Annotated in this window: 14 protein-coding genes; 3 read left to right on the top strand and 11 right to left on the bottom strand. The window is 67.1% G+C overall.

Annotated elements, in window-relative coordinates; translation table 11 throughout:
• The first annotated feature begins 14 nt into the window (after positions 1–14).
• Both ASD87_RS24785 and ASD87_RS24780 read left to right on the top strand, forming a co-directional pair.
• Positions 15–869 (top strand): class II glutamine amidotransferase, encoded by an 855-nt coding sequence (locus ASD87_RS24785; RefSeq protein WP_056327605.1) that lies wholly within the window; start codon positions 15–17, stop codon positions 867–869.
• Between the two features lie 125 nt (positions 870–994).
• A complete protein-coding gene (locus tag ASD87_RS24780) occupies positions 995–1,612 on the top strand; it encodes a hypothetical protein (protein ID WP_056327604.1) in 618 nt (205 codons plus the stop codon).
• A 76-nt stretch (positions 1,613–1,688) separates the two neighbouring features.
• Here ASD87_RS24780 and dapD read toward each other — a convergent pair whose 3' ends face one another.
• From dapD to ASD87_RS24725, 11 genes are all read right to left on the bottom strand, one after another.
• Complete coding sequence (gene dapD, locus ASD87_RS24775) at positions 1,689–2,666, bottom strand: 2,3,4,5-tetrahydropyridine-2,6-dicarboxylate N-succinyltransferase (RefSeq protein ID WP_056327603.1); 978 nt, start codon at positions 2,664–2,666, stop codon at positions 1,689–1,691.
• 1,052 nt (positions 2,667–3,718) lie between these two features.
• Positions 3,719–4,849, bottom strand: a complete 1,131-nt coding sequence (locus ASD87_RS24770; protein WP_056327602.1) for a M20 family metallopeptidase — start codon at positions 4,847–4,849, stop codon at positions 3,719–3,721.
• 33 nt (positions 4,850–4,882) lie between these two features.
• Positions 4,883–5,788 carry a hydrolase gene (locus ASD87_RS24765; protein WP_056327601.1) on the bottom strand — a complete coding sequence of 302 codons (906 nt, stop codon included), beginning with the start codon at positions 5,786–5,788 and terminating at the stop codon, positions 4,883–4,885.
• Positions 5,788–6,798 carry an ABC transporter ATP-binding protein gene (locus ASD87_RS24760; RefSeq protein ID WP_056327600.1) on the bottom strand — a complete coding sequence of 337 codons (1,011 nt, stop codon included), beginning with the start codon at positions 6,796–6,798 and terminating at the stop codon, positions 5,788–5,790. Before ASD87_RS24760 ends, ASD87_RS24765 begins: the two co-directional genes overlap by 1 nt.
• Before the next feature lie 3 nt (positions 6,799–6,801).
• Positions 6,802–7,779, bottom strand: a complete 978-nt coding sequence (locus tag ASD87_RS24755; protein ID WP_056327599.1) for an ABC transporter ATP-binding protein — start codon at positions 7,777–7,779, stop codon at positions 6,802–6,804.
• Complete coding sequence (locus tag ASD87_RS24750; protein WP_056327598.1) at positions 7,776–8,696, bottom strand: ABC transporter permease; 921 nt, start codon at positions 8,694–8,696, stop codon at positions 7,776–7,778. Before ASD87_RS24750 ends, ASD87_RS24755 begins: the two co-directional genes overlap by 4 nt.
• Positions 8,697–8,702: 6 nt before the next feature.
• Positions 8,703–9,680, bottom strand: a complete 978-nt coding sequence (locus ASD87_RS24745; protein WP_056327597.1) for an ABC transporter permease — start codon at positions 9,678–9,680, stop codon at positions 8,703–8,705.
• A gap of 101 nt (positions 9,681–9,781) precedes the next feature.
• Positions 9,782–10,771 carry a succinylglutamate desuccinylase/aspartoacylase family protein gene (locus ASD87_RS24740; protein ID WP_056327596.1) on the bottom strand — a complete coding sequence of 330 codons (990 nt, stop codon included), beginning with the start codon at positions 10,769–10,771 and terminating at the stop codon, positions 9,782–9,784.
• A gap of 135 nt (positions 10,772–10,906) precedes the next feature.
• The gene (locus ASD87_RS24735; protein WP_056327595.1) at positions 10,907–12,520 is read right to left on the bottom strand and encodes an ABC transporter substrate-binding protein; all 1,614 of its coding nucleotides are present in this window, start codon (positions 12,518–12,520) and stop codon (positions 10,907–10,909) included.
• 373 nt (positions 12,521–12,893) lie between these two features.
• Positions 12,894–13,127 (bottom strand): hypothetical protein, encoded by a 234-nt coding sequence (locus ASD87_RS24730; protein ID WP_008161006.1) that lies wholly within the window; start codon positions 13,125–13,127, stop codon positions 12,894–12,896.
• 121 nt (positions 13,128–13,248) lie between these two features.
• Positions 13,249–14,097, bottom strand: a complete 849-nt coding sequence (locus ASD87_RS24725) for an NAD(P)H-hydrate dehydratase (RefSeq protein ID WP_056327594.1) — start codon at positions 14,095–14,097, stop codon at positions 13,249–13,251.
• A gap of 117 nt (positions 14,098–14,214) precedes the next feature.
• Between ASD87_RS24725 and ASD87_RS24720 the strand changes: the two genes are divergently transcribed.
• Entirely contained in the window at positions 14,215–15,048 is an 834-nt protein-coding gene (locus ASD87_RS24720) for an enoyl-CoA hydratase/isomerase family protein (RefSeq protein WP_056327593.1), read from the top strand.
• The last annotated feature ends 1 nt before the right edge of the window (position 15,049 follow it).

The following is a 15,049-nucleotide window of genomic DNA, read 5'->3' as shown; positions in this document are numbered from 1 at the left end:
CGAAGGAGCGCATCATGTGCCGTTGGCTGGCTTATACCGGTAGTCCCCTGCAGATGGAGAGCGTGCTGTTCAAGGCCAAGCACTCGCTCATCGAGCAGAGCCTGCATTCGCGCCTGGGCGCCACCACCACGAACGGGGACGGGTTCGGGCTGGGGTGGTACAGCCGCGCCATCGAAGGCCGGCCCGCCGAGCCGCCCTTTCGCTACCGCAGCGTGCACCCCGCCTGGAACGACCGCAACCTGCGCGAGGCGGCGCGCGCCATCCATGCGCCGCTATTCGTCGCACACATCCGCGCCGCCACCGACACCCCCGCGCAGGAAACCAATTGCCACCCCTTCCGCCACGGGCACTGGCTGTTCGTGCACAACGGCCTCATCCGCGACTATCCGCTGTTGCGGCGCGACCTGATGCTGATGATCGCGCCCGGGTATTTCGGGTCGCTGGAAGGCTCCACGGATTCCGAGGTGATGTTTCTCTTGGCCCTTACGTTCGGCCTGGACGAGGATCCCATCGCGGCCATCGCCCGCATGGTCGGCGCCGTGGAGGAAGCCGGCCGGCGTCACGGGGTGGCGCATCCCATCAACATGACGGTGTGCGCGTTGGACGGCGAACGTCTCATCGCCGTGCGCTATTCCAGCGAAAGCGACTCGCGCACGCTGTTTCACAACACCTGCGTGCGCCACCTGCGCGAACTTTATCCCGACAACGCGCAGATCGCCGCCATGGACGACGACGCCTTCCTGCTGCTGTCCGAGCCCCTGTCGGACATGGCGGGCGTCTGGGAAGAAGTGCCCGAATCCACGGCAATCATCGCGGGACGCGGCAACGTGCAGCACTTCCGGTTTGCGCCGATTCCGCCGGGCGAGTGATCTGCGTCGAAAGTGCGGGAATTGGGGTCATCAAGCACGTATTTCGCATATGGGCGAGAATACGGCTCGCAAGACATTGCGACGTCCTGGGCCGCGAGAGCACCCCAATCCAATCAGGAAGTTGCATGACAGATAGCCAAACCCCGCAGGCCATAGACGCATTCGCGGTGTTTACGCGCACGGGGCGCGCCCCGGATTGCTTTGAATTGCACGAAAAAGGCGTAGTCGCTCAGGAAGGCCGCGCCCGCTGCTACACCGCGTTCGCGGACATCCACGACCTCTGCCTGTACGCCAGCCGCCCGGACACGGCCGCGGCTCCCGCCGACAGCCTGGCGTTTCGCAGCGCCCCGCAAGGCGCTTGGACCACCGCCGACGGCGTCGACGATTTCCCCGCCTTCATGGATGCCTTTCGCGCGCAGTACGTGGCGCAGCGCCTGCCGGTGCTGGAAGCGCTGCAGGCGCAAGGCGCGCGCGTCGCGTTCCGCTATATCGCGGGCGGCGGCTTCCCCGACCTCAAGACGCGCGAGCTGTCCCTGTCCGCGCAAGGCCTGCATATCGACGGCGCCACGTGGCCGTACGAGTCGCTGCAGCCCATCGATCTGGACGATTGGACCGACACGGTCACCCTGCAGGACGACAACGGCGAGACGGTCTTCACGTGCCGTGTCGCGAACATCCTGAGTTCCGACCTCTTTGTAAACCTGGTCTACGACCGGTTGGGGCAGACGGCGCAATACGCCTGACGCCGGGCGCCGGCCCAGCAAGCCGATCGCGCCACGCTTCGCAAGATATGGCCGCCGGGGGGCGGCCATGTTTCATTCAATGCCCCGAATGCAGGGCAGGATTCAACGTGCCCCACGCCGCGGTGCGCACCAGCGCCTCCACCGCGCCCGTCTGCGAGTTGCGGCGGAACAGCAGCCCGTGCTGGCCCGCCAGCGACACCGCCTTCACGACGGCCCCTTCCGGCGTCAGCACCCGCGTGCCGGCCGTGATGTAGCAGCCGGCTTCGACCACGCAGTCATCGCCCAGCGAAATGCCCAGGCCGGAATTGGCGCCCAGCAGGCAACGCTTGCCGATCGACACCACCTGCTTGCCGCCGCCCGACATGGTGCCCATGATCGACGCGCCGCCGCCGATATCGGTGCCATCGTCCACGATCACGCCCGCGCTGATGCGGCCTTCGACCATGGACGCACCCAGCGTGCCAGCGTTGAAATTGCAGAACCCTTCATGCAGCACGGTGGTGCCCGGCGACAGGTGCGCGCCCAGCCGCACACGCGCCGTGTCCGCGATGCGCACGCCGCTCGCCACGACGTAATCGGTCATGCGCGGGATCTTGTCCACGCTGCGAATTTCCAGCACCTGCCCGGTGGCGCGCAGATGCCAGCGCAGCGCGTCCACCTGTTCCACCGCACAAGGCCCCACCGAGGTCCACGCGACGTTGGCCAGCACCCCAAACAACCCATCCAGATTGGCGCCGTGCGGCCGGATGAGCCGGTGGCTGAGCAGATGCAGCCGCAGATAGGCATCGTGCGCATCGACGGGCGGCTCATCCAGCGACGAAATCGCGGTCCGCACGGCCACGATATCCACCTTGCGGCGGGTGTCCCGGACGAGCGCGGTGGCAACGTGCTCGCCGAGGGCGGCCCGCGCTTCTTCCGGCGTCAAGTGACGCGTTCCCGTGGGCGGGGCGTTATCGGCGAGCGAGGGCCGCGGATACCAGGTGTCTAGGATGGTGCCGTCGGCGGCTAACGTTGCCAGGCCGTAGGCGATGGCGCTTGTGGGGGGGGCGGACATGACGGGGGGCGATTGATGGCGATTTTGGTGGGCGACATTCTAGGCGAATGGGGGTGGATGTTGGTGGTATTTGGGGGTSTTCGTAGGTCGCCCGACGCCGCGGTCACCGTGGGCACGATCGCCCACGATTGCGGTCCGGAGCCTTCGCTCCGGACTGCCCCGTTGTCATCTTCGTCCAGGCCTTCGGCCTTCCCTTCAGATTCCCTCGGGCGCATCGACGGCGCTCGCGCCCACGGTGCCCGCGACGCCGTGCTACGAGGGTCTTTGGTATGTGGCGCTGTAAGACCTGTGGTCAGGGCAGGAGATCTGCGGGGCCGCCGAATTGCTGCCGCCCGGGCGGCGGCAATCGGCATACGGGCGTCTGGTCGTCGGGGCGATGCGCGCTTGCGCGCTGGCAGAGAGTTGTTAGCTAATGGGCCGCCGTCACGGGGGGAGGGGCGGTGATGGGCGGCGCCGCGACGGGTCGCCACAGCTTGCCGATCGGTTCGCGCCGCCCATCCGGCACTGGGATTCAAGTGACGATTATTGGCGTCGCTGCCTGAACCTGCGCAGCGCGTTTGCTGCTGCCGGTGTCTGACACCCTAGGGAGACGCACTTGGTATGACGGAAGTCTCCCCTGGGTGTCAGACACCAGGGGCAGGCGCAGCCACGCGCGAAGCGTCATCGCCACGACGCAAGACGCCGCGTAAGTCCCCGGAGGCCGCCCGCGCGGCCGAACGGGGACGGGCACCGCAAGACGCTTCTCTCCCAAACGACTGCGTGCAAGAACCTCAAGAACCCGACTCGCCCCGCCGCCCGTAAAGATTCAACCGCAGAGCCCGGTGTGGCGTGGGCCTGGGGTGGGCGGGGCGTTTAGATGCGCCCGGCGGAAACCGAAGGGAGCCGAAGGCGGACGAGGTTGAGCACGGGGAAGTCCGGAGCGAAGGCTCCGGACCGCAATCGGAGCCCCGCCCGACCCAGGCCCACGCCGCACCGGGCGTCAAAAGAACTCAACCCCCCGCGCGACATCAACCCCCACCAACCCCACCAACAACATCCAAAAAACCAAACCTTCAAGCCAAATCCCGCAGCAGCAATTCCCAAAACTTCAACCGCTGCTCCAACGTAGACACCAGCACATACTCGTTCAGCGTATGCGCCCCATCTCCATCCGCGCCGAGACCGTCCAGCGTCGGAATACCCATTGCCGACGTGAAGTTGGCGTCGCTGCCGCCGCCCGTCATCGGCGCGTCTTCAAGCAGGAAGCCCGCGCGGTCCGCGAAACCTTGCACCAATGCCAGCAATGCAGCGGCTTCTTCCGTCTTGACCATCGGGGGCCGGTTCAGTTCGACGTCGATGTCCAGTTCAACGTCCGGACCCACCGCGCACAGCTCGCGCATGCGGCGCAGCACGTCTTCGGCGGCGCCCATGTCGGGCACGCGGAAGTCGACGACGCAGCGGCACAGGGCCGGCACCGTGTTGGTGACCGTGCCGCCGGCGATCGTGCCCACGCTGACTGTGATGCCGCGGTCGTAGTCGGTCATGGCTTCCAGCGCCAGCACCTGGTGGGCCATTTCGCGGATCGCGCTGCGGCCCTTCTCGTGCTGCATGCCTGCGTGGGCGGGGCGGCCCTTGACGTTCAGGTTCAGCATGCCCGTGCCCTTGCGCGCCGTCACGCACTTGCCGCCGTTGGGGCGGGCAGGCTCGCAGACCAGCGCGTACTTGGCATTCGCGGCGAAGCGTTCGATGTGCGGGCGCGAGGCGTGGCTGCCCGTTTCTTCGTCGGGAACCACCAGGAAGTCCACCGGCAGTTGCGTAGCGCCCGGACTCGCCACGCCGGCCAGGGCCGTCAGCGCAAGGTAGATGCCCGCCTTCATGTCATAGCTGCCCGGGCCGTAGAGACGGTCGCCGTCGATGCGCACGGGATTTTCCAGCAGCGTGCCCACCGGATGCACTGTGTCCATGTGCGCCAGGATCAGGATGCCCGGACGCGTGTCGCCGTGGGCGCGGTTGGTCGCGTACAGCAGCGGCCCCGTCGTGGGACCCAGCGACGACAGCTCAACGGTCAGGCCGGCGGCGGCCGCGTAGTCGGCGATGATGCGCGCCATCGCAGCAATGCCTTCGGGAAAGTTCGACGGCGACTCGCATTGCAGCCAGCTCTGGATGCCGGCGACGATCTGTTCAGTGCTCTGGGTATTGGACATGGCGGTATCGGGGTTCAGCGATGGGAAAAGGGTTCAGGCGACCTGCTGGCCGGCCAGGCGGGCGAGTTCGGCGTCGTCGGGCATCTTGCCGTCGAACCAGAGGCTCGCGCAGACGGCCGACATGGCGCGGCCGTCGTGGCCGATGCCGGGCACCACCTGCAGCTTCCAGCCGAACGGCACGCCGCGGCGCTCGGCTTCCTTGCGGCCGAATTCGAAGTAATTCTGCGCGCGCGCGAAGCGGTGCGGGCCTTGGCGCATGGCGGCGGGTTCGGATGGCAGGTTCGGGTCGTTGGTCTCGATGTCCTTGTCGCCTGCCAGGATGGTCATCGGGTAGGCCAGCAGCTTGACCAGGTGGTCCTCGGTCAGACCCACGCCGTCCATGCCCTCCGGATAGGGATAGTCGAACGTCGGCAGCGTATACCAGCCGGGATTGCCCGCCGTCACCGCCTTGAAGGGCGCATGCGGCTGGCTGCTCATCAGGCGGTGGACGAATTGGCCGCCCGCGCTGTGGCCGAACAGGTAGACGTTCTGCCCGTCGGTGATCTCGCCGGCAATCATGTCCCTGATGACGTTGCCCACCAGCGCGTACGTCCAGCCATCGATGTGGCGCGGATTGCCGCCCGCCGAAAACACGCGGCCGTTGTTGTAGCTTTCAACGCCCGGCCAGATCTCGTTCGAGAACGTCAGCGCCACGATCAGCAGCTTGTGCTTGTCGGCGGCTTCGACCCAGAAGTCGCGGTATTCGTCGCCGTTGCGCAGCACGCCGTGCTGCACGATCACCACCGGGCGGTCCGGCGTGTAGCCGTAGGGGCGGTAGGTCTGCAGCTTGAACGGACGGTCGTAGTTGCGGTCCTCATCCACGTACAGGATGGCGTTGCGGCCCGCATGGCCCATTTCGATGGCGATGCGGTCCACGTTGGACATGTCGGAAGGTTTCATCAGGCGCTCGCTTCGTTCAGGTGGCAGGCCGACCAGTGGCCAGCCGAGATTTCTTTCAAGGGCGGCGCCACTTCGCGGCAGCGCGGCATCGCGTGGGGACAACGGGGATTGAACGTGCAGCCGGAAGGCGGATTCAGCGGCGACGGAATCTCGCCCTTGATCGGCGTGAACTTGCGGCCGCGGCGCGCCACGTCCGGCACTTCGGCCATCAGCGCCTGCGTGTACGGATGGTTGGCGCGGGCGAAGATCTCGGCCGACGTCGAGATCTCGACGATCTTGCCCAGGTACATGATCGCGACGCGGTCCGAGATGTGCTTGACCACGCCCAGATCGTGACTGATGAACAGGTACGTGAAACCGTGTTGCTCGCGCAGGTCCATGAAAAGGTTGATCACCTGCGCCTGGATCGACACGTCCAGGGCGGCAACGGGCTCGTCGCAGACCAGGAACTTGGGGGCCACCATCAGCGCGCGGGCGATGCCGATGCGCTGGCGCTGACCGCCCGAGATCTGATGCGGGAAGCGGTCGCGGTATTCCGTGGCGAGGCCCACTTCGGTCAGCGCCTGGTCGATGCGGGCGGGGATCTCGTTGGGAGGCGCCAGCTTGTGCACCTTCAGCGATTCGCCCAGGATCTGCCGCAGCCGCTGGCGCGGGTTCAGCGACGCCTGCGGGTCCTGGAAGATCATCTGCACGCCCAGCGTGTATGCCAGCTTGTCGGCGCCGCGCAGACGGTTTGCGTCCATGCCCTGGTACAGCAGCTCGCCTTCGGTCTGGCGGTGCAGGCCGGCCACGACGCGGCCCAGCGTGGACTTGCCGCAACCGGACTCGCCCACCAGGCCCACGACTTCGCCGCGCTTGATGGACAGGTCCACGCCGTTGACCGCGTACACGGTGCGGCGGTCGATGGGACGGCCGGTCAGGGCGAGAATGCGTTGGGCCAGGTCAGGCCGCTGCTCGAAGCGCTTGTGGACGTTCTTGAGCTCGATGACGGGGGTATCGGCTTGGCTCATTGCTTACTGTGCCTCGCGGGCGATCGGCACGTAACAGCGATAGCTGCGCGAACCTTCGGTGGTGACGGAGGGGGCTTGCTCGGTGCAGCGCGTGACCGCGTGGGTGCAGCGCGGCCGGAACGCACAGCCCGCCGGACGGGCGGCAAGGCTGGGCGCCATGCCATTGATCTGGTGCAGGCGCGCGCCCGGTTGCGTGGCGCCGGGCATCGAGTCCAACAGGCCGCGGGTGTAGGGGTGGCGCGGCGCATCCAGCACCTGCTCGACCGGGCCGCTCTCGACGATGCGGCCGGCATACATCACGGCCACGCGGTCGGCCAGCTCGGCCACCACGCCCAGATCGTGGGTGATCCAGATCAGCGCCGTGTTGTGCTCGCGGCAGATCTGCTGCATGCGGTAAAGGATCTGGCCCTGGATGGTCACGTCCAGCGCCGTGGTGGGCTCGTCGCAGATGATGAGGTCGGGCTTGTTGAGCATCGCGATGGCGATCGCCACGCGCTGGCGCATGCCGCCCGAGAACTCGTGCGGGTAGCTTTTCAGCCGCTTTTCCGGCGACGGGATGCCGACCATGGCCAGCGCCTCGCGGCAGCGCTCCTCGGCCTGGGCGCGCGGCACGTCCTCGTGCGTCAGGATCGCTTCCATCATCTGCTCGCCGATGCGCAGCACCGGGTTCAGCGTCATCAGCGGGTCCTGGAAGATCATGGCGATGCGGTTGCCGCGCAACTGGCGCATCTGCTCTTCGGACAGCTTGCGCAGGTCCGTGCCCTTGAACTTCACCTCGCCGTCGACGACTTCGCCCGGCGGGTCGATAAGCCCCAGCAGCGAAAAGCCCGTCACGGACTTGCCGGAACCGGATTCGCCCACCAGACCCACGATCTCGCCACGGCGCACGGTCAGGTCGACACCGTCGACCGCCAGCCACGCGCCGGCCTCGGTATGGAATGCAGTGCGCAGGCCGCGCACATCAAGAAGAATGTCGCTCATGCTCGGCGGGGGTCCAGGGCTTCACGCAGGCGGTCGCCCACGATGTTGATGGAAAGGATCAGCACCAGGAGCGCAATGCCCGGGAACAGGCTGATCCAGTAGTCGCCCGACAGCAGGTACTGGAAGCCGTTGGAGATCAACAGGCCCAGCGACGGTTCGGTGATCGGCACGCCCACGCCCAGGAACGACAGCGTCGCTTCCAGCGCGATCGCGGTGGCGATCTGGATGGTGGCGAACACCATCACCGGCCCCAGGCAGTTGGGCAGCAGGTGATACAGCATGATGCGCCAGGCCGGAAAGCCCAGGTTGGCGGCCGCCTCGACGTATTCCTTGCGGCGTTCCTGCAGGGCGCGGCTGCGCATGATGCGCGCGTAGTGCCCCCATTGCACAAGGACCAGCGCAAGAATCACCTTGTCGACCCCGCGGCCCAGCACCACCAGCAGCACCAGCGCCACCAGAATGGTCGGAAAGCCCAGGATGAAGTCGACGATGCGCATCAACACGGTGTCGACCCAGCCGCCCACGTAGGCGGCAACCAGGCCGATCGCGCCGCCGATGGCGGTGGCCAGCACGACGGCGGTCAGGCCCACCATCAGGCTGATGCGCAGGCCATACAAAATGGCGCTGAGCATGTCGCGGCCCTGGTCGTCGGTGCCCAGCCAGGCGATGCTGCCGTCCATCAGCGCCTGGCGCGGCGCAAGCCGGCCGTCCATGAGCGACAGGTTGGCAAGGTCGTAAGGGTTCTGCGGCGCGAAGAACGGCGCGAAGACCACCAGGATCACCAGGACGGCCAGCGCGATGACGGAGCCGCGCACCGTCGGGCGCGCATGCAGTTTTTTCAGGATGGCGGCGCGCCGCGGCGTCTCGGCCAGGGGCTGGACGGTGCGGGTGCGGCCAGGATTCGGAGTATTAGCCATGGCGGTTTATTGAGCGGGGGCCACGAGCTGCACGCGCGGGTCGAGCGCCGCGTACAGGATGTCCACAACCAGGTTGATGACGACGAAGATCAGCGTGACCAGCATCACGTAGGCAACGACCACGGGACGGTCGAGCTGGTAGACGCTGTCGATCAGCAGCTTGCCCATGCCGGGCCACGCGAACACGGTTTCGGTGATGGTGGAGTAGGCGATGAGCGTGCCGAATTCCATGCCGATCACCGTGACCACGGGGATCAGGATGTTGCGCAGGATGTGGCGGCGCACGATGCGGCCCGGCTTGACGCCCTTGGCGCGCGCGAACTTCACGTAGTCCTGGCTGCGGGCCTCGACGACGCCCGAGGCGGTCATGCGCAGCACCAGCGCGATGTTGGCCAGCGCCAGGTTGATCGCCGGCATGATCAGGTGCGACCAGCCGTCGGCGGTCAGGATGGACAGGCGCACGCCCAGCACGTCGACCGTGTCGCCGCGGCCGGTGGCGGGCAGCCATCCCAGCCAGACGGCGAACAGCAGGATCAGCATCATGCCCTGCCAGAAGTTCGGCAGCGAAAAGCCCAGCACCGACGAGGCCATGATGCCGCGGCCCACGTACTCGTCGCGGTACAGGCCCGCGACCAGGCCCAGCGGAATGCCGATCACACAGGTCAGCATGATCGCGACAAACACCAGTTCGAACGTGGCCGGAATGCGCTGCACGATCAGTTCGATCGCGGGAATGCCGTGCACGAAGGAGGTGCCCAGGTGGCCATGCAGCGCGCGCCACAGGAACCCGGTGTACTGCTGCCACACGGGCAGGTCCAGGCCCAGGCGGGCGATCATCGCCTCGCGCGCGGCCTGGCTGGCTTCGGGGCTGACCAGCAGCTCGATCGGGTCGCCCACGGCATACACCGCGAAGAAGACCACGACCGAAACGGCCAGCAGCACGAACAGACTCTGTATCAGTCTGCGTAGGATGAACAAGGCCACGTGATGATTTCCTTGGTGGGCTCGGGGTTGGGGAAAAGCCGGGGTTATCGGGCGGGCCTGGCGTACAGGGCCCGGATATTCAAGTCAGGCCAGCCTGCACGCTAGGTGATCGGCTGCGCCAGGCGCACGACGGTCACGCCGGGCCGCAGGTTGGCGGTGGACGGCATGATGAGCACGCAGTTGTCGTAGGGCGTGGTGACGGGCTCGCCTTCCGACCAGCCGATGACGGTGCCCGCGCGGGGCAGCGTTTCCAGCCCCTTCCAGGGCTCGGCGAAACGGAAGTCGGCGCTCTTGGCGGCGACGGCGTGCGTGACGCGCAGCGCGCGCTGCAGCGGCGCGCCGGGGGCGAACCAGGCGGCGGGGATGTCGCCGCGGTCCACCGTGCCGGCCTGCACCAGAAAGCGCGCCATCTGGTCGGCGGCCACGCCACGCGCCTCGGGGGCGCCGTGAAAGCCGCATTCGATCAGAAGGGACCGCGTGCCGTTGTCGCCGGCTTCGCCGAAGCGGCCGAAATCGCGCATGCGCACGCCGGCGGCGTGGCCTGCGTCGGCAATGATGGTGGCGGGATTGCCCAGGGCGAGGGCCAGATCGATGTTGCGCTGTTCCAGGCCGGTCAGCTGCAGCGGCACGTCGGAATTGCTCATCGAGTGAAAGTCCAGCAGCCAGTCGGCCTGTTCCACCCACGGGCGCAGGGCTGCAGCGCGGCGGCGCTCCTGCGAGGTGGGCACGGAAAGCTTGTCGTCGCTCCAGACGCGGTTCATGTCTTCGTCCACGAAGCGCGCGGGGGCGTAGTTGCGCGCGTCGAACCGGTCGAACGCGGCCAGGTTGCAGAACGCCAGCGTCAGCGTGCCGCGGCGCGGGCGCAGGCCGGCGGCAAGCAGGTCCTTCAGCGCCCAGGCGCCACAGAGCTCGTTGCCGTGGATCAGCGCGCTCAGGAGCACGCGTTTGCCGGGCGCGCCGGAATCGAAATGCCAGACGCCGGGCGTGTCGGTGTTGCCCACGCGCTCGGCCGACAGGTCCGGACAGGCCAGCAGGAAAGGACGCAGGGGAGACGGGGGCGCGGACGAGGACGGGGGCAAAGACGTGGGCATGGCAGTTCCGATGAAGCCAGACGATTGTATAGGGGATGAGGCGGGGGGCTGCGGGCCCGGGTGCGGCAACTGCGCCGCCCCAAGGCAAAACGGCTGCACGAGGCAGCCGTTTCTTCTTTACTCAGCCCTGCCTGCTCACTTCGCGTCGGGCTTGACCGACGTGGCCAGGGTGTACTGGTCGCGGCGGCCTTCGTACGAAATGCCCTTGCGGTACGCCCAGATGCTGCTCTCGAAGTGCAGCGGGATCAGCGGCACGTTGTCCAGGGCGATCTGGGTGGATTCCTGCAGCAGCTTTTCGCGCTTGGCGGGATCGACCGTCACGATGGCCTGCTTGTAGACCTTGTCGAAGTCCGCGTTCGAGAAGCCGCCGTAGTTGCTGGTGCCCAGGCTGACGGGCGAATCCAGCGTGGCGACCCACAGCTGGAACAGCGCCGAGGCCTCACCCGTTTCCGCAGGCCAGCCGCCCATCGAGAAGCTGAACTCGCGCTTGGCGCGCTTGGGGAAGTAGATGGAGGCGGTCATCGCATCCACGTTGGTCTTGATGCCGACGCGCGACAGGTACTGGGCCACGGCCTGGGCAATCTGGCCGTCGTTGACGTAACGGTCGTTGGTGGACGACAGCGTCAGTTCAAAGCCGTTCGGATAGCCGGCTTCGGCCAGCAGCTTCTTGGCGCCTTCCGGGTCGTACTTGATTTCCGGGGCCTTGGGCAGCGCGCCGAACATGCCGTCGGGCATGTACTGGAAGGCCGGGGTGGCCATGCCGTCCATGATGCGGGCCGTGATGGTCTTGCGGTCGATGGCCATGTTGATGGCCTTGCGCACGCGCAGGTCCTGCAGCGGGTTCTTGCCGTCGGCGCTCTTGACGAACGGGCTCGGGTTGCGGCCCACGTCCGGCTGGAAGAACACCAGGCGGGTGGACGGCGTGGCCACGAAGCCGAACTTCGGATTGTCCTTCAGGCGCGGCAGGTCGCGGGCGGCGGGGTTTTCGATCATGTCGAAGTCGCCGGACAGCAGGCCGGTCAGGCGCGGGCCGGCCGAGGGCACCGGCACGAACTTCACTTCCTTCCAGTGCGGCTTCTCGCCCCAGTAGTTTTCGTTGCGCACCAGCTCGATGCCGGTGCCCTTGACGTAGGACTTCAGCATGTAGGGGCCGGTGCCGATGGCGTCCTTGCCGTTGTTGAAGTCGACCACCGTGGGCCAGGCGCCCGTCACGCCGCAACCCTTCTTGGGGTCGTACGTGAGCTTGCCGTGCTCGACGATGCCGTTCCAGATGATCGGCAGCGAGCGGGCCAGTTCGGCCGGCATCAGGGGGAACGGTTCACCCGTCTTGATGATGACGGTGTGCGCGTCCGGCGTCTGGACGTCGGTGATGCGCTTGGTCATGTCCATGTAGGACTGCGACACGTTGGTTTCGTTGTTCAGCGTCCGGCAGATCGTGAACAGCACGTCTTCGGAGGTGAACGGCTTGCCGTTGGAGAACTTGACGTCGTCGCGCAGCTTGAATTCCCAGGTCAGGTCGTCCAGGTTCTTCCAGGAAGTCGCAAGCTGGGGAATCAGCTTCATGTCGGCGCTGCGGCCCACCAGCGAGTTGTAGACGTGCGCGGAGAACGCGTCGTTCTGCGTCATCTTGTGATAGTGGGGGTCCGCCGAGGTGGGTTCGGCCGACAGGCCGATCTTCAGCGTCTGGGCTTGGGCGGCTGCCAGGGGGATGGCGGCGGCCACAAGGGCCAGGGTAGTGCGCAACTTCATGGTGACAACTCCGGATTGGGAACGAACCGGATCGTGCGGGCGGCCTCGCGTGCCAGGGGACGACTGCGTCGGCCGAAGGCGTGCGGGGAAATTGTCGCCAGGGCACGACGGCAAGGGGCCGATTATCGGTAGGGGGTTCGCGCGCTGTCAATGCGCAGCGGCGATCGAGGCGCTAGGGAAAACGCCGAGAGGGGGGAGGGAAAGAGGGCGTCGCGGGGCCCTTAGGGGCCACCCGCGGCGCGATGGCGCCGGTGAGGGATCAGCGCCGATGCGTTGCGGCGGGCGCCGGGGCTTACCCGGCGGGCGCTGCAACGTCAGCGCGCCAGGCTGATTCGCGGGAGATCTGTCGCGAATCAGCCTGGCGCGGCTGTTATTACCACTGCGATCCGGAGAAGCGCGAGCTGGCGGCGCGAGCCTTGTTCATCGATTCGTTCACTTCGTCGATGAAGGCAAAGACGGCGGCAACAGCGGCTGCTACGGATTGGCCAGCTTTCTTCAGGCTGGTCAGCGGGTGAGAATTCGGTTGGTTTTCGAGAGCGCCGCGGAGCAGGTCACGCTCCAGCGCGTCGGTCAGGCGGGCAGTGTTGTTCAGGGTCAGTTCGCTCATGGTTTGGCTCCAGTCCGTTTCGTCATGGGGTAAACCATTATAGGGATAACCCTAGGCAAATAGCAATGTCATTTTAAGGGAAAACCCTAGTATGTTGTAAAAATGTTTGTGGGACATGGACTTAGCGCCCGTTACGCAGGGCGCGGGCCGCGTCCGCAAGCTCTCCGGCCGTCAGGCCGATGGGGCCGACACCCTGGGCGACCAGCGCATCGGCGGCGGCGCCGTGCAGCCAGACCGCCCCGCGCACGGCCTGGTCCAGCGGCAGTTTCTGGGCAAGCAGGGAAGCCAGCATGCCGGCCAATACGTCCCCGGTTCCCGCGGTGGCCAGGCCCGGGTTGCCGCTGGTGTTGATGTGCAGATTGCCGTCGGGGGCGCATACGACGGTGCCGGCGCCCTTGAGGACGATCCAGGCCTGGAAGCGCTGCGCCAACTGCCGGGCGGCGGCGGGGCGGTCGCGCTGGATCTCGGGCGTGCCGATACCCAGCAAGCGGGCGGCCTCGGCGGGGTGGGGGGTCAGCACGATGGGGCCGGCGCCCCAGTTGGGATGGATTTCGCCCCGGGCCAGCAGGTTCAGGCCGTCGGCGTCCAGCACCAGCGGGGCCTCGCGCCGCAGGACGAACAACTCCGACAACGCATTTGCGGCCAGCTGGCTCGTGCCGATTCCGCAGCCGGCGACCCAGGCGGTCACACCCCAGTCTTCTTCCAGCAGCGAGCGGAAGTCGCGCAGCATCAGTTCGGGTTGCAGGGGGTCGCAGGGCAAGGGCAGCGCGTCCTGGACAAAGCCCACCAGCACCTTGCCGGCGCCGGTCTTCAAGGCGGCGCGGGCGGCGAGCAGCGCCGCGCCCGTCATGCCGGCGCCGCCGCCCACCACCCCCACGGTGCCGAAGCTGCCCTTGTGCGTATCCTGCGCGCGGGGGGCGAACAGGGCAGGCAGCGCGGCGCGGTCGATGGGGATGGCGGGGGTGTTCATGGGGTGAGGCTCCGGGGGGGAATCGTCATGGCGGGTCGGCCGTATCCACTATAGTGCGCAAAAACGCGGCCGCCTCGGGCGGGGCGCGAACAACCAAGAGACGACCCGGAGCAGACAATGACCGACATTACGCTGGAACACTATTCGGCCTACGAATCCCTGAAGCTGCGCCGCCACCCCGGCGGCGTGCTGGAATTGATCATGGGGACCAAGGGCGGCGTGCCGGGCAAGTTGTCCACGGCCGACGACCGCATGCACCGCGAACTGGCCGACATCTGGCGCGACATCGACACCGATCCGGACACGCGGGTGGTGGTGATCCGCGGCGAGGGCAAGGGGTTCTCGGGCGGCGGCGACCTGGAGCTGGTGCAGCAGATGGCCGACGACTTCCACGTGCGCACCCGCGTCTGGCGCGAGGCGCGCGACCTGGTCTACAACATCATCAATTGCAGCAAGCCGATCGTGTCTGCCATGCACGGCGCGGCGGTGGGGGCGGGTCTGGTGGCCGGGCTGTTGGCCGACATTTCCATCGCGGCGCGCGACGCCCGCATCATCGACGGCCACACCCGCCTGGGCGTGACGGCGGGCGACCACGCCGCCATTGTCTGGCCGCTGCTGTGCGGCATGGCCAAGGCCAAGTACTACCTGATGCTGTGCGAGACGGTCTCGGGCGAGGAAGCCGAGCGCATCGGCCTGGTGTCGCTCTGCGTGGACGAGGCCGAGCTGATCGGCAAGGCGTTCGAGGTGGCCAACAAGCTGGCAGCCGGGTCGCAGACGGCGATCCGCTGGACCAAGTACTCGCTGAACAACTGGCTGCGGATGGCGGGGCCGACCTTCGACACCTCGCTGGCGCTGGAATTCATGGGCTTTGGCGGCCCGGACGTGCGCGAGGGCATCAATTCCCTGCGCGAGCGCCGGGCGCCGAATTTCCGGCCCGATTCGCCGTTCTGAC

This window comes from Achromobacter sp. Root170 (genome assembly GCF_001428165.1).
GTDB lineage: Bacteria > Pseudomonadota > Gammaproteobacteria > Burkholderiales > Burkholderiaceae_B > Achromobacter > Achromobacter mucicolens.
This window is presented reverse-complemented; position numbering and strand designations above follow the sequence as displayed.

Excerpts from the sequence above, each read along its gene's own strand:
- ASD87_RS24785 (WP_056327605.1), top strand. The coding sequence starts at position 15 with ATGTGCCGTTGGCTGGCTTATACCGGTAGTCCCCTGCAGATGGAGAGC.
- ASD87_RS24780 (WP_056327604.1), top strand. The coding sequence starts at position 995 with ATGACAGATAGCCAAACCCCGCAGGCCATAGACGCATTCGCGGTGTTT.
- dapD (WP_056327603.1), bottom strand. The coding sequence starts at position 2,666 with ATGTCCGCCCCCCCCACAAGCGCCATCGCCTACGGCCTGGCAACGTTA.
- ASD87_RS24770 (WP_056327602.1), bottom strand. The coding sequence starts at position 4,849 with ATGTCCAATACCCAGAGCACTGAACAGATCGTCGCCGGCATCCAGAGC.
- ASD87_RS24765 (WP_056327601.1), bottom strand. The coding sequence starts at position 5,788 with ATGAAACCTTCCGACATGTCCAACGTGGACCGCATCGCCATCGAAATG.
- ASD87_RS24760 (WP_056327600.1), bottom strand. The coding sequence starts at position 6,798 with ATGAGCCAAGCCGATACCCCCGTCATCGAGCTCAAGAACGTCCACAAG.
- ASD87_RS24755 (WP_056327599.1), bottom strand. The coding sequence starts at position 7,779 with ATGAGCGACATTCTTCTTGATGTGCGCGGCCTGCGCACTGCATTCCAT.
- ASD87_RS24750 (WP_056327598.1), bottom strand. The coding sequence starts at position 8,696 with ATGGCTAATACTCCGAATCCTGGCCGCACCCGCACCGTCCAGCCCCTG.
- ASD87_RS24740 (WP_056327596.1), bottom strand. The coding sequence starts at position 10,771 with ATGCCCACGTCTTTGCCCCCGTCCTCGTCCGCGCCCCCGTCTCCCCTG.
- ASD87_RS24735 (WP_056327595.1), bottom strand. The coding sequence starts at position 12,520 with ATGAAGTTGCGCACTACCCTGGCCCTTGTGGCCGCCGCCATCCCCCTG.
- ASD87_RS24730 (WP_008161006.1), bottom strand. The coding sequence starts at position 13,127 with ATGAGCGAACTGACCCTGAACAACACTGCCCGCCTGACCGACGCGCTG.
- ASD87_RS24725 (WP_056327594.1), bottom strand. The coding sequence starts at position 14,097 with ATGAACACCCCCGCCATCCCCATCGACCGCGCCGCGCTGCCTGCCCTG.
- ASD87_RS24720 (WP_056327593.1), top strand. The coding sequence starts at position 14,215 with ATGACCGACATTACGCTGGAACACTATTCGGCCTACGAATCCCTGAAG.